General features: G+C 47.5%; 13 protein-coding genes. 6 read left to right on the top strand and 7 right to left on the bottom strand.

The window, feature by feature from the left end:
• Positions 1–9: 9 nt before the first annotated feature.
• The 4 genes from ACVCAM_RS21005 to ACVCAM_RS20990 all read left to right on the top strand — a co-directional run bounded on the left by ACVCAM_RS21005 (position 10) and on the right by ACVCAM_RS20990 (position 3,314).
• On the top strand, positions 10–450 hold the full coding sequence (locus ACVCAM_RS21005) for a hypothetical protein (protein ID WP_000459847.1): 441 nt from the start codon (positions 10–12) through the stop codon (positions 448–450).
• Between the two features lie 341 nt (positions 451–791).
• Entirely contained in the window at positions 792–1,022 is a 231-nt protein-coding gene (locus ACVCAM_RS21000; protein WP_111986693.1) for a helix-turn-helix transcriptional regulator, read from the top strand.
• A 115-nt stretch (positions 1,023–1,137) separates the two neighbouring features.
• Positions 1,138–2,562: a YfjI family protein gene (locus ACVCAM_RS20995; RefSeq protein WP_181519120.1), complete on the top strand. Its 1,425-nt coding sequence runs from the start codon at positions 1,138–1,140 to the stop codon at positions 2,560–2,562.
• A 125-nt stretch (positions 2,563–2,687) separates the two neighbouring features.
• The gene (locus ACVCAM_RS20990; RefSeq protein WP_447093660.1) at positions 2,688–3,314 is read left to right on the top strand and encodes an inovirus Gp2 family protein; all 627 of its coding nucleotides are present in this window, start codon (positions 2,688–2,690) and stop codon (positions 3,312–3,314) included.
• 72 nt (positions 3,315–3,386) lie between these two features.
• Here the strand turns inward: ACVCAM_RS20990 and ACVCAM_RS20985 are convergent, their stop codons facing one another.
• From ACVCAM_RS20985 to ACVCAM_RS20955, 7 genes are all read right to left on the bottom strand, one after another.
• Positions 3,387–3,881 (bottom strand): helix-turn-helix transcriptional regulator, encoded by a 495-nt coding sequence (locus tag ACVCAM_RS20985; RefSeq protein WP_407223658.1) that lies wholly within the window; start codon positions 3,879–3,881, stop codon positions 3,387–3,389.
• 34 nt (positions 3,882–3,915) lie between these two features.
• Positions 3,916–7,047, bottom strand: coding sequence for a type I restriction endonuclease subunit R (locus ACVCAM_RS20980; RefSeq protein WP_032180906.1), 3,132 nt, complete (start codon positions 7,045–7,047; stop codon positions 3,916–3,918).
• Complete coding sequence (locus ACVCAM_RS20975) at positions 7,047–8,234, bottom strand: DUF4268 domain-containing protein (protein WP_032180907.1); 1,188 nt, start codon at positions 8,232–8,234, stop codon at positions 7,047–7,049. Before ACVCAM_RS20975 ends, ACVCAM_RS20980 begins: the two co-directional genes overlap by 1 nt.
• Entirely contained in the window at positions 8,227–9,669 is a 1,443-nt protein-coding gene (locus ACVCAM_RS20970) for a restriction endonuclease subunit S (protein WP_111986663.1), read from the bottom strand. The genes ACVCAM_RS20975 and ACVCAM_RS20970 overlap by 8 nt, the downstream gene beginning before the upstream one ends.
• Positions 9,659–11,368, bottom strand: coding sequence for a class I SAM-dependent DNA methyltransferase (locus tag ACVCAM_RS20965; RefSeq protein WP_111986662.1), 1,710 nt, complete (start codon positions 11,366–11,368; stop codon positions 9,659–9,661). The genes ACVCAM_RS20970 and ACVCAM_RS20965 overlap by 11 nt, the downstream gene beginning before the upstream one ends.
• A 268-nt stretch (positions 11,369–11,636) precedes the next feature.
• On the bottom strand, positions 11,637–12,098 hold the full coding sequence (locus tag ACVCAM_RS20960; RefSeq protein WP_019077728.1) for a GNAT family N-acetyltransferase: 462 nt from the start codon (positions 12,096–12,098) through the stop codon (positions 11,637–11,639).
• 62 nt (positions 12,099–12,160) lie between these two features.
• Positions 12,161–12,763, bottom strand: coding sequence for a helix-turn-helix domain-containing protein (locus tag ACVCAM_RS20955; protein ID WP_001581470.1), 603 nt, complete (start codon positions 12,761–12,763; stop codon positions 12,161–12,163).
• Positions 12,764–12,806: 43 nt separating this feature from the next.
• Between ACVCAM_RS20955 and ACVCAM_RS20950 the strand changes: the two genes are divergently transcribed.
• Positions 12,807–13,502 (top strand): B3/B4 domain-containing protein, encoded by a 696-nt coding sequence (locus ACVCAM_RS20950; protein WP_023336806.1) that lies wholly within the window; start codon positions 12,807–12,809, stop codon positions 13,500–13,502.
• A gap of 20 nt (positions 13,503–13,522) precedes the next feature.
• Positions 13,523–13,799: dihydrodipicolinate synthase family protein (locus ACVCAM_RS20945; RefSeq protein ID WP_193389576.1), on the top strand; the 277-nt coding region annotated here is incomplete at its 3' end.

The following is a 13,799-nucleotide window of genomic DNA, read 5'->3' as shown; positions in this document are numbered from 1 at the left end:
GGATAAAAAATGTTTGATAAGTCTGATTTGACACGAGAAAATTTTGAGGAACTACTGAGGATAAATAATGCTTTAAAAAGCGAAAACAGTAATCTTTTAGATGACATAAAAAAGTATCATAAAGATATGGAAAACTTCCTTGTTGATAGAGGAAATTTCATCAAAGATATTGAAATGCTTAGAAGTGAAAATAATGAGTTGAAAAAAGGGTTGTCAAATAATGGCGCGACATCAAAAGTTAAAAGCTCTGTCCCAAGAGCAGGAAAGGCAACAGTAAATGCAATTTATCTTCTCATTAAAGCTCACTATGGAATGGATAAGTTTGTTGCAAAGGATTTAATTAAAAAATTCGATTCCATAGCAAGGTCACATGATATTGTTTACTCCTTCCAATTAAAGACTGTTGAGTCTTGGTGTACAGAATTCAAAAAAATGGATGCTAAACAGTAATCTCTTTAAATCTGAGAGTTACTTATCAGTACGCTTGTAATTCTCAGGTAATACAAGGTTCTTGAATTTATTGAAAGTCGTTTCAGCAATCATCCTTCAGCTCTTCTCCAGCATGAATCTTTCACATATTATTTCTGTGATATATGGTTTGCTGTGTGCAATTTATCTCAGTCATATCATAGCACCCCTTAATAAGGGAAAATGCATGCATGGCATAACCTGTTGATAGTAAAGTTTTTTATTTTGTTTTAAGTTCTCTTTTCCTTAATGAGAATCGTGAATGTTGCGCACGTATCTTGGCTCGACCATTATAATTTCACGCTATCAACAAGGAAACTCAAATGATGCCTTTCAAGTTAACAAATGAACAACGTATAAAAGTATTAAGAGATTATGGTGAGACTTGCGATCGATTAGTACGAGAAAAAGAACGGCAATATATTACTTCAATTTCCCGCTCTACCGCGTGGAAAATGGAACAGGTTGGTAAGTTTCCGCTACGTAAGCCTATTGGCCTGAAATCCTGCGGATGGCTATTAAGTGATCTGCTCTATTGGATCAATGAACGTTAGTTTCAAGGGAGATCATTTTCTGAGTGACCCGCGTTAACCCTGCTACTTCCGCTATTAATAGCGGAATAGCAAATTGTGCGGGAATTTTTAACGTGAATTGTATTAGAGGTGTTATATGTTTAACGGTCGTCCTTTCCCTGTGCATGTGTTCCCGCAGATCATCAGAAATGCTGTATATGAAGCGGAGCAGCAGACCCAGGCTCCCCAAGCTTTGATTGCTGCATCGGTATTGGGAGTAATTTCGCTTGCCTGCCAGAACCGGATTGATGTGTGCAGATTGAATAATCTGCGCAGCCCTGTATCGCTTTTTTTACTGACACTGGCTGATTCTGGTGAGCGCAAAAGCACTGTGGACAAACTACTGATGAAGCCAATGTATCAACTGGAAGAAGAATGGTCTAAAAAATATACCCAGGACCTAATTGTCTGGAGGAATGAAGAAACGGTTTTTAATATTGAAAAGAAAGCACTGATGTCAAAATTGAAATCCGATATTCGCCTTAATAAAGATCACTCCACAACGAATGAACGGCTGAAAGTGTTACTGGCTGCGTCTCCAAAAGCACCGGTCCGGTTAAGGCAGATATACAACGATGCCACACCTGCGGCGATAAAAGACTCTCTCTGTGGACGCTGGCGGTCCATAGGACTTATGTCTGATGAAGCTGGCACTATTTTTGACGGCTATGCGCTGAATGAACTGCCGTTCATCAATAAAATGTGGGATGGCGCAATGTTTCCCGTGGAAAGAAAAAGCGAGCCAGATAAATTAATCAAAGATGCCAGAATGACGCTGGGGTTGATGATTCAGCCTGATGTGTTTAAAAAAGGGTATCTGGAACGAAAAGGCGATGCCGCGAAAGGGATCGGATTCTTCGCCCGATGTTTGATATGTCAACCGGGTTCAACACAGGGCAACAGGCAAATTACCAGTCCGGTTGTCTCAAATGAGCATCTGCCGGTATTTCATCAACGACTGATAGACATTGTTAATGAGAGCATTGCGAGAAATGAGGAAAATGAGCGTCAGTGTCTGCGTTTCTCTCCCGAAGCAGAAAAACACTGGCTCGAATTTTATAACAAAGTCGAGTCAGAAATGGGGTTGCTTGGCTTCCTGTCTGATTTTAAGGATTATGCATCTAAAATGGCGGAGAATATGGCGAGGCTTGCTGCCTTACTACATTACTTCAGTGGTGATGAGGGCGATATATCTATTGCCGCTGTAAAAGCAGCAGTGGATATAATGGCCTGGTATATTGAAGAATACATCCGTTTGTTCTCCAAAAAAGAAAAGTTTTCTTTAGATGTTGCGGAAACAGATGAGCTTTACTGCTGGATAAAAAACTATTGCATTCGTTATTGTAAACCTTTTATTACGAAAAACACCATACTCCAATATGGTCCTAATAAATTCAGGAATCGTAGTAAAGCAAATGAATTACTCAGTACATTATTCTCTCAAAATAAAATCCTTGTAGGAAAAAAGGGGAAAACCACATTAATAGCTATCGCTGGCTTGAACTCCTCAACTTCATTCTGATTAATTGTTTTTAATTCAAGAGCAAAAATGAATAATTAGCCCAGTTCAGTTAATGGTTTGTTGTCATGATAGGTAATATATATTAAATCCATCACTTACTCCAATATCATCAAACAGGATGCTATATGACATACGATAGTGAATTCGGATCACACATATCCCTATATCGGGATAGAATCAAACAGGTTATTGAAGACTCCCTCAATGAACATCCTAACTCAATGATTCTTCGTGTTGATCTGCATGACCCAATTGATACAGAAGAAATAGATAACCCATTCTTTCAACCTAGGGTTGACTCTGCTGCTATATCTCGCTTTACCAGTGCGTTAAAAGCAAAGCTTGAACACGATAAGCATATTAAAACTCAACGGAAAGACTGGCCTGATACCCGACATTCAACCTTACGTTACGCATGGGTCCGAGAATATACCAAAAATGGAAAGCGGCATTACCATTTGATACTGTGCTTCAATCAGGATGCTTATTATCATGTAGGTGATTACGATTTAAACCGTAATACGATAAGAACAATGATAACAACAGCTTGGTACAGTGCACTTGGCATCCCGATAGATAGCTCGGGGAAGTTAGTTAATTACCCGCCAAATGGCAAATACCTTCTCAATCGTAAAAGGGACAACTTTGAGCAGACTTATAGCGATTTGATGAATAGAGTGGATTACATGACCAAAGTAAGAACTAAAATAGTCGGTGATGGGGACCATAATTTCGGCTGCAGTCGCGGGTAATTTATTTTTTACAACGATGGCCTTTCTTATGGATGGAAAGGCCAAACCCATCAGTTAAAGATGGTTGTTTTACTATAATCCAACGACCTCATCCCCGATATTAGTCAAAATCATTAATTCTTTAATCTCTCGTTGTGCCAACTGTAATTCAAACTGCTCTTGAATTAACATCCACTTCGACCAACTTCCACCGACTACATGCGATAACCGGAGTGCCATAGCTTTCGTCAGTGAAACTGAACCGTTCAACAATTCAACTATCTCTTGCTCGCGACATCCCATGTAAACCGAAAATTTATTCAGTCCTATATTTGATACCGCTAGTATTTCGGCCAGTTTAATGCCGGGATGATCAGGAAGTAAGGTCATGCCGTATTCATCCTGATAAATTCCATAAATAGAACAGCCAGTTTCTCTCAGTTCTCGTAAATTCTTCCCTGCAAACTTCAGCTCGTGTGAAAGCCCGAGAAACTCACCAGTAAATTCATATTCTGCTTCAAGCCTATGGTGGCATTTGATCAATGCAAATGCCGCCCCTACTTTTTCAACTGTTACAGTAACCGACATTGAACCACCTCCGTCAAGATAATCGATGAACGTTTTAGACTGTCCAGCTGTTCGACACCACTTCTGCCTGCTTCAAAATCAGTTCCACGGCGCCCGGCGTTTTGTCCGGCGGATACTTATACTTACGCAGCGTCTGGCGCACCAGAATACGCAATCGGGCACGCACGCTTTCACGCACCTGCCAGTCCACGGTGGTGGACTGCCGCAATTTCAATGTCACTTCGATGGCCAGCTTTCTCAGCGTATCATCGCCCAGTTCACGCACTGCACTTTCATTTTCAGCCAGCGCATCATAGAAGGCGATTTCATCCGGGGTCAGCCCCAGCGCATCATCACGCGCCATCGCCTCCTGGAACGCTTTCGCCATCTGGATCAGCTCTTCAATCACCTGCGCGGTCTCAATGGCGCGGTTATTGTATTTGAGCAGCACCGCTTTCAGTCGGTCGGAGTATTTCTTCTGCTGCACCACGTTATTGCCCGAACGGGCATGAATGCCGTCATTGAGCAGTTTTTCCAGCAGTTCCACTGCCAGATTACGCTGCGGCATTTCCCGCACTTCTTCCAAAAACTCATCGGACAGCAAACCTATGTTCGGTTTATCCAGCCCGGCGAGTGCGAAGACATCCTCAACCCCGGTCGCGACAACCGCGTTATCGAGGATCTTGCTCAGCAGAGAGTTTTTTTCTGACTGGCTAAACTTTGCCTTCGGATCGAGCTTGATAAGCCCCACCCTGACCGCCGAAAGAAACGCGAACTCCTCCTGTAAGGGTTTCGCCTCATCCAGCGTATTACACAGTGACCAGGCTTTACTCATCGCCAGCGAAACATCGAGGTAGCGTTTTTTACCGTCATCCAGCCCCAGAATATAGTTCACCGCATCGCGTAAGAACGCTAACGGGTCGCGAGAAAAACCTGCGTAACTGAAGCCGGGTTTTCCTGCCGAGGGCGCAAACATCCCATGAATAATGTCGATTTTTTCCAGCAGAATGGCAAAGGCTTCCCGGGCATCGACCGTGGACTGCCCTTTGCCTTTTGAGTCGGTATAGGTTTTCAGCGCCTGCTTCAGCTCGTTGGCAATGCCGATGTAATCGACCACCAGCCCGCCGGGCTTATCGCGGAACACGCGGTTAACACGCGCAATGGCCTGCATCAGGTTGTGGCCACGCATCGGCTTGTCGATATACATGGTGTGGCAGCACGGCGCGTCAAACCCAGTCAGCCACATATCCCGCACAATCACCAGTTTCAGCGGGTCATTTAGATCTTTAAAGCGGGCTTCCAGGCGTTTTTTGGTCTGTTTGTTGTAGATATGCGATTGCAGATGATCTTTATCTGACGCTGATCCGGTCATGATGACTTTGATCGCCCCTTGTTCAACGTCTTCACTGTGCCATTCAGGGCGTATCGCCACGATGGCATCGTACAGTTTCACGCAGATCTCGCGGCTCATGGCGACAACCATCGCCTTGCCGTTCATGGCAGTGTTACGTGTTTCAAAATGCTGAACCAGATCGGCGGCGACCTGCTGAATACGTGGCTCTGAACCGACCAGCTTTTCCAGACGGCTCCAGTCACCTTTGGTTTTCTCCTGCTGGCCGGTCTCTTCATCTTCCACCAGCTCATCCACCTGATCGGAGAGCGTTTCCAGCTCCTCATGGTTCAGGTCGAGCTTTGCCAAGCGGGATTCGTAGTAAATTGGCACCGTCGCGCCGTCATCCACCGCATCCTGAATATCGTAGATCGAGACATAATCACCGAACACGGCACGGGTATCTTTATCTTCAGACGCAATCGGTGTACCGGTAAAGCCCATAAACGACGCATTCGGTAGCGCATCGCGCATATGCTTGGCGTAGCCGTATTTATAGGCCCCGGTTTGCCGGTCCAGCGTGGCGCTCAGGCCATACTGGCTACGGTGCGCTTCATCGGAAATCACCACGATGTTGCTGCGTGAGTTAAGTGCCGGATGGCTCTGCTCGTTGTCCAGAGGCGCAAACTTTTGCACAGTGGTAAAGATAATGCCGCCGGATTCACGGGCATTGAGCAGTTCGCGCAATTCGTCACGGTCATTAGCCTGTAACGGCGTTTGCTTGAGTAAATCCTGCGCCTGGCAAAACGTGGCATAGAGCTGCCCGTCGAGATCGTTACGATCCGTCACCACCACGATGGTCGGGTTGTTCATCTCCGCCTGTTGCAGCAGCTTTCCGGCGTAACAGCACATGGAGATACTCTTGCCAGAGCCCTGGGTATGCCACACCACGCCTGCTTTTTTACTGCCCGGCTGGATGTTACTCCGTAATGGCAGATATTTGCCGGTAGACGCCACAATCGTCGCCGCAACCGCTTCACGCACCGCGTGGAACTGATGGTATGCGGCAATCTTTTTGATAAGCCGTTTGCCATCGTTTTCAAACAGCACAAAGAAACGAATGTAATCGAGCAGCAGTTCGCGATTAAAGAAGCCCTGCACTACCGTTTTAAGCTGCCAGTCAAACTGCGGCTTGTCGTCTTCGTTAGCCACGGTTTTCCACGGCAGGAAACGCTCTTCATCGGCGGTCAGCGAGCCGATACGCGCATTCTGCCCGTCGCTTACCACCAGCGCTTCATTGCAGATAAACAGGTCGCTCAGTTCGTTTTTATAGGTCTGTAGCTGGTTAAACGCCGCCCAGATATCGGCACTGGCATCAATCGGGCTTTTCAGCTCAAGCACCGCCACCGGCAGGCCGTTGATATAGCCAATCACATCCGGGCGACGTACCTGTTTTATGCCCTGAATCGCCACCTGATTGACCACCATAAAGCGGTTATTGGCGGTGCGGTTAAAATCCATCAGCAGCGCTTTATCGTGGATAACCTTGTCTTCCTGCTTGTACTCAACGGGCACACCGTCGAGCAGCAGATGATGGAAGGCTTTGTTGCTGACGACAAGATCCGGGCTTTGGGCATGGGCGATACGCAGTATCACCTCTTCCAGCACGGCAACAGGGAGATGGGGATTGATGGTTTGCAGTTGCTCCAGCATCACCGGGCGAAGAAACACATCATGAAAGGAAGCACGCAACGGGTTGTCGCCATCCGGCGCAATATCTGGCCCGTGCAGCACTTCCCAGCCCTGTACAGCAAACCATTGCAGGCACTGCTGTTCTAAATCGTCTTCGCTTAGCATCAGGCTTCCTCTGTCTCAGGATCGTCCGCTTCTTCCGGTACGTTGGATATCTCTTTCAACGCCATATTCAGTGGCGCAATAAAGGGATCGAGCGCTTTTTCAAACGCCGTCAGGTTAACCAGCAGCCAGTCGATCATCGCTGGCCAGTTGCTCTCATCAAGGTTGGTAGCAGGTGTGGCAAAGGAGATTCGGCAGGATTTTTTGCCTGGCAGCGGTTCCCACTTCAGCGCATGACCAAATGTCTCTTCAATCGCCGCTTTACGCTCATACAGCCAGTTATAGGCAAAGGTGTTGCTCTCTGCCGAGGATTTGGCAATCCAGAACTCAACGCGAGTTTCTTTCTTACTAAAAATCATATTGTAAGAAAGTGCGCTGATACCCGAACCGGCACTAAGCCAGTGGTCTGTTGACGGGCTGATATTGTTGTACAGCGTGCAGGAACTGGCTTTCAGACGCTCCAGCATTTTGGTCCAGAAAGCTTTGCGCAGCAGATGGCGGGTTTTCAGCTCGCCGCTGGTGGACTGCTCTTCGGCTTCTTTCTGCGCCATGCCGATCATGAAGGATTCGGCTTCCGGCGTCGGGATCACCTGGCGAATATCAACGAAAACATCATCGTTGAATTTGTATGGTTTCACCTTAAAGCACTGCACACGCAGGCCAAACTGCATCAACCATAGCGCGGTATTGGTGACCTCTTTGCGGAAGCTCGCCGCCACCATCATCACCCTCTGGGTGCGGCTCTGGTTAATTTGCACTTCATCCAGGCTTTCACACTCCAGAAACTCCGCCATCACCTCTGCCGCCGGACGGGTCTCTTCCGGTTCGTATTTATCGAGATAGAGTTGGAAGATGTCCAGAATCTGTTCTTTACGCAGATTGGCGCAGTAACCGGCGTATTTCAGCGCCTGCCACACTACGTCACGCCCGGAGTCATCGAGCTTATTTTCGATGATCACCAAATTGCGCTGTTTATCGATAGCCAGCAGGTCGAGGCGCTCTTTGGTGTCGTCAAAACCGGCGAACTCTTTCTGGATAATCAGCAGTTCATCATCGTTATCGCGGGTCAACGCCTGGGGATTTTTTGCCAGCCACTCCTGCAGGTGATAGCGCTCGGTATAACCGAGGCTGCTAAAAGACACCTCCTGCAACGAGTGCAGGCTATTGGTTGGCATATCGACTTTATACATTTTCCGCCTCGCTTACCGCCTGCTCGGCTTCCGGCAGGGTGATTTCACCGGAGAGGAGTTTGGGGAGAAGGGTGTCTCGGATATTTTTTAATAACACCGTTTGTTTTTTACGCTGAACTACCCCGTTGATTATGGTTTTACAATGATCTTCAAATTTTTTTACTAGTTTAAAATCAGGTGCTACTAACTCAATATTTTTCAGATGAGATGATGGCCTGGCAATAGAAGGAACACCTACTTGCGAGGCGTTTGATAATAATAGATGTTGTCCTGTCCGCGATCTAAAGAAATATAGCAAATAATAAGGAGATATTAGTTTTTTGTCTGCACGCAAAAAGAACTGTCGCTGAGATATAACATAACGATCATATTCTGAAAATTCAGGAATGATTGAAACCTGCCCTATACTCCCTGCATGCGTAAAAATGATATCTTCGCTAAATACATTTGAGCTTTTCAATTTATCGGCATGTTCGAGTGTAACAAAATTATTCTCACCATCATTAAGAATAGATTCTTTTAAATGCTGCCCACTAATTATAGGAATACCTTCATCAACAAAGGTGGATACCTTAATATTTGAACCAAATGGCCCCATTCCAATTTTACTAGTCAATTCTTCAGTTTTAACAACCGCCCATCCCTTTGGAATATCCCTCCCCTCGCTCTCCTGCATCGCCGATGGAAACAGCTCTGCCGTGGCTTTTAACTCGGCATATTGCTCAGGATGTTCACGCTCAAAAACCGCCAGCGCATCAGCATCTTTCCCGGAAATCGCTGTCATAGCGGCAAGCATCGCGTCTGCCTGCGAACCGCCCGATTCCAGCACTGCCATTTTGGCTTTTACCGGTTCAAAATCGACAAACCAGCTTTTGAACAGGGCTTGCGCCATTTGTTCGAGAGTATGGTTGATTTCGGTATTTACTTCTATTTTTGTATCCAAGGAGTCAAGTATTAAAGCGATTTTATTTTGCACGGGTTTAACGGGTAATGAAACCTTAAATTGGCTAAAGTGCCCCTTATTCAAAATTGGGGTTGCACTTCCTCCAGCAATTGCTTTGAAATCATCCTGCAGAGTTGAAAGATAATAATAGACATACTTGTAATCAAAATGTTCTGAATCTACAACGATGGCATTTATCTGCTGATTAGTAATGCTTTCACCGGGTAATAAAACCGTTTTCCCCATATCTGAACCAATACAAGATACCGCAATACTATTTTGAGGCAGTAAGCAATTCCGCACCGCTTCGACACCCTGGGAAGACAAATACCTTTCGGTTTTATCTATAAGTCTACGACCGTCCATATCTTTTGGCGTTACAAAAGGAATACCTTGTGCGCTAAAAGCATCACTAATTTTGGAAGGTGGTGTTTTACCAGTGATAACTTTACCTAGATCCTCAATTTTGTATTCATATAACTCAAAACTCATAACCCAATCCCCCCAGATTCGCCTTAATCTGTGCTTCCAGCTTCGCACTCTCTTCGAGCTGATCTTTTAGCTGCGCCGTCAGTCGTGCCATCTTCTCGGCAAACGGTTCATCATCTTCATCTTGCTCGGCCGCACCGACATAGCGCCCAGGGGTTAATACAAAGCCGTTTTTCTGAATATCTTCCAGCGTTGCCGAGAAGCAGAATCCGGCTTCGTCTTCGTAGTCTTTATCCGATTGCCATGCATGGAAGGTCTCGGCAATTTTGGCGATATCTTCACGGCTAAAATCACGCAACACGCGATCTTTCATATAACCAATCTGGCGCGCGTCTATAAACAGTACTTCACCTTTACGGTGTGCTTTGCCGTTGCCACCAGATTTATCTTTGGTCAGAAACCAGATGCAGGCCGGGATTTGGGTGTTGGTAAACAGTTGCCCTGGCAGCGCCACCATACATTCCACCAGATCCGCTTCAATCAGGTTGCGGCGGATTTCGCCTTCATTGTTGGTGTTGGAACTCATTGAGCCGTTCGCCAGCAGCAGAGCCATCGAACCTTTTGGCGCGAGGTGGTGGATCATGTGCTGCATCCACGCAAAGTTGGCGTTGCCCTGCGGCGGCGTACCATATTTCCAGCGCACGTCGTTTTCCAGCTTCGCGTTCCACCACTCCTTCATGTTGAACGGCGGGTTTGCCATCACGAAGTCGGCACGCAGATCCGGGTGCTGGTCGTCCAGCAGGGTATCGGCGTTTTTGCTGCCGAAGTTAAAGTCGATACCCCGGATCGCCATATTCATCGCCGCCAGCTTCCAGGTGGTCGGGTTGGACTCTTGGCCGTAAACGGAGATATTGCGCTTCTGCTCGGCGGCGTTGTACTGCTTCTCGCCCGCGTGCTCTTCGATAAAACGGTCGCTGGAAACAAAGAACCCGCCGGAACCCATCGCCGGGTCATACACGCGCCCGTTATACGGTTGCAGCATTTCAACAATCAGGGTGACGATACTTTTTGGCGTGTAATACTGGCCGCCCTGCTTACCTTCCGCCAGCGCGAACTGACCGAGGAAATATTCGTATACGTGGCCGAGAATATCTTTGCTCTTTAAGCTCAGTTTCTCACCGTTATATTCCGGGTTGCTGAAGTTGGCATCAGAGAAGGTGTTAATCAGCCCGGTCAGTACCTCGTTGCCCAACTGGTACTGGCTAATGCGGTTCAGAATGCCTTTCAGTTTCGGGTTGGTTTTTTCGATTTCATCCAGCGCGTTGTCCACCAGCCAGGAGACGGAGCGCAGCTTCACATCCTGTCCGGTGGTTTCATCCACCCACAGCACCGTACCGGTCGGCAGAATCGCTTTCGTTTTCAGCGTATCCCAGCGTGCGGCTTTCGGCACCCAGAAGATGTTCTTTTCGGTGTAGTAATCTTCCACCTCCAGTTCATCCACAATCGCCTGTGCGTACTCTTCATCAGAGTCGTAACCGTCGCGCGACATGGCATAGATGTTGTCCGGGTTGCCGACATCGCGGAACAAGGTGATTAGCTCCTGCTGACGCGCCTCGAAGGCATCGGACACATACTTGAGGAAGATAAGCCCCAGCACCACGTGCTTGTAGTTGGCGGCATCCATGTTGGCGCGTAGCTTGTCGGCGGCTTTCCAGAATTTGTTATCCAGCTCGTTCAGGAACTGTTGTTCGGCGTTGTTCATGAAAATCCTCAGGGGCGATCGCAGCGATAGTGCTAACATGCCTATCTTAAATTTGGTTTTGGAATGCTAATCGCAAAATGATACCCGGAATGACTAGGTTCATAAACGAGATAGCGCAAAGAAGTGGAAGATGGGCTATGGCTAAGTTGACATTAAGTTCCGGGCCTCAAGCAGACGTCTCAACGTTGTCTCGCGAATATGCCAAATTATTCCGCAGCAGATGCTCAGCCCTACGGATTGACAGTCTATATTACTCTCCAAACAGTCTTCATTTACCTTCGGTTTTACGATACATGTCTGGTCGGTTGATCTGCCAGACAAAGTCTGGTCGGTTCAACGGGAGATACCCCATTTTCTGGTATAGCCAAGGGGCGCTGTCAGTGACCAGCATTATCCGTCGCAGGCGTGACATCAATGGATGGGCGTGACAGCATTCAATCAACCAACGACCGAGGCCACTTTTCTGATAGTCGTTCAGCACGTAGACGTCGCACAAATAACCAAAAGTGGCAAAGTCTGTCACCAGACGGGCGAAACCGATCTGTCTTGTGCCATCCAGTAGGCCAAAACAAAGGCTGTTCTGGATAGATACACTGACCGTTTCTATATCAATACCAGGAGCCCAGGACGATTGCGAAAGGTAATCATGAATGGCTTCCAGCTCAAAAAAGGCGGGATCGGTTGTGACCGTAAACAGGTCTTTAGTAAAACTGAGATGCGGGTTATCCACTGATTAACTCCTTGTAAACGAATATGTGACGAGACAGGACCGAACGGTATGTTGGGTAACTCTCAGGATGATTTCTCATGTACCGTCATGATGAACACCAATGGGCTCGCTCCTCGGTTTTCATAGCAATGCGCAACGTCTGTTCTCGCGGTTGCCGAACAGTTGGTGTTCACTTGATACAGGTGATCTTGTACACCCAGTGTGAGTGTGCCTTCCTGGACGTAAAACAATTCAAGCGTTCCATCTGTGTGGCCGGGGGAAGCAAACTTTTCCCCCGGTTGCATTTCCCACATCCACATCTCGGTCATATCAGGGCCACCTGATCCTGCAAGCAGTCTGGCTCGTCCGCCTTTTTCGCCTTGCCATAATTCGGGGATTTCCTCTTCAGCGATGAGATGCACCGTTGGTTTCGAACTGACATCCACAAAGTCTGCCACCGAAACCCCCATCGCGACGGCCAGGCGGCACAACAGAGCAATACTGGGATTTGCCCGGCACCCCTCAATTTCAACCAGTGCACCCTTGCTGACGCCCGCCCGGCGGGAGAGTTCATCAAGGGAGATTTTTTTTTGTTTGCGATACAGCTTAATCCGCTGAGATACAGCTTCATTTACTGTGCTGGCAATCGAACCAGCATCGGTCATTAAATTGACTTTTTTAGTCATTGGTCATTATCATGATTTAAATTGGTCATTACAGGATTATTCCGTGTTAACAGTATCTCCGTCAATTGCCCCTGAAATTTATCGTATTGCACCCGGTTTCCGGGCACTCAGTATCTATGTAAACGCTGCGCCGGTGCTGAACCCTGATATTGGTGAAACAGCGCTGAGAGAAGCTTGTGAAGCGGTTCTTGTCGGTGAGCCTGAGTGGGCAGAATCGCATTTAGCTGCATGGGCTGAGATTTTTCAGACGTTTGGCGCTAAGCCTAAACGCACCCCTTGTTCAGCTGATGCGTTACGTAAGCGTGTATTACGTGACGGCGCGATGCCAGCACTTGACCCCATCGTTGATCTCTATAATGCCGTTAGCCTTCGCTACGCCGTGCCGGTGGGGGGCGAGAACATTGCTGCCTATCAGGGGCTACCACGCCTCGTTGTGGCAACAGGCACTGAGCCGTTTGATACGGTAAAAGAGGGTGAAATCGCCGTTGAATATCCTTCGCAAGGTGAAGTTATCTGGCGTGATGATGCCGGTGTGACCTGCCGTCGCTGGAACTGGCGACAAGGAGTCAGAACCCGCTTAGATGTGGAAGCACAGCACATGTGGTTTATTCTGGAGAGTCTGCCGCAAATGCCACTGGAAAAACTTCACGAAGCCGGGAAGATGCTGACCGATGGCCTCGAAGCAATGACGCCAGGTCTGCGGGTTGACGTAACTCTCATTGAAGAGCAACAACCGTAATACCATTGAGGAGAAACACCATGTTCACCGGCTTGTCTGCTTTCCCAATGACCCCTGTTACCGCCAACGGCGTCGATGAAAAGGGATTCAATAATATTTTGGCCCGCCTTACGACGGCACGGGTGGATTCAATGGGTATTCTGGGGTCTACCGGTAGCTACGCCTATCTAACCCCGGAGCAGCGCAAACGTGTCGCGACTCTGGCAAAACAGGTTGCTGGGGATATCCCTGTTATGGTGTGTGTGGGGGCAGTCAGGGAAGGTGCGAATAAGCAGGTCATTTCTTCCCAAGCTGACT

This window comes from Enterobacter sp. CFEC122 (assembly GCF_052983755.1).
Note: the sequence above shows the minus strand (reverse complement) of the source record. Positions and strands in the feature narration are given on the sequence as shown.

Excerpts from the sequence above, each read along its gene's own strand:
- ACVCAM_RS21005 (WP_000459847.1), top strand. The coding sequence starts at position 10 with ATGTTTGATAAGTCTGATTTGACACGAGAAAATTTTGAGGAACTACTG.
- ACVCAM_RS21000 (WP_111986693.1), top strand. The coding sequence starts at position 792 with ATGATGCCTTTCAAGTTAACAAATGAACAACGTATAAAAGTATTAAGA.
- ACVCAM_RS20995 (WP_181519120.1), top strand. The coding sequence starts at position 1,138 with ATGTTTAACGGTCGTCCTTTCCCTGTGCATGTGTTCCCGCAGATCATC.
- ACVCAM_RS20990 (WP_447093660.1), top strand. The coding sequence starts at position 2,688 with ATGACATACGATAGTGAATTCGGATCACACATATCCCTATATCGGGAT.
- ACVCAM_RS20985 (WP_407223658.1), bottom strand. The coding sequence starts at position 3,881 with ATGTCGGTTACTGTAACAGTTGAAAAAGTAGGGGCGGCATTTGCATTG.
- ACVCAM_RS20980 (WP_032180906.1), bottom strand. The coding sequence starts at position 7,047 with ATGCTAAGCGAAGACGATTTAGAACAGCAGTGCCTGCAATGGTTTGCT.
- ACVCAM_RS20975 (WP_032180907.1), bottom strand. The coding sequence starts at position 8,234 with ATGTATAAAGTCGATATGCCAACCAATAGCCTGCACTCGTTGCAGGAG.
- ACVCAM_RS20970 (WP_111986663.1), bottom strand. The coding sequence starts at position 9,669 with ATGAGTTTTGAGTTATATGAATACAAAATTGAGGATCTAGGTAAAGTT.
- ACVCAM_RS20965 (WP_111986662.1), bottom strand. The coding sequence starts at position 11,368 with ATGAACAACGCCGAACAACAGTTCCTGAACGAGCTGGATAACAAATTC.
- ACVCAM_RS20955 (WP_001581470.1), bottom strand. The coding sequence starts at position 12,763 with ATGACTAAAAAAGTCAATTTAATGACCGATGCTGGTTCGATTGCCAGC.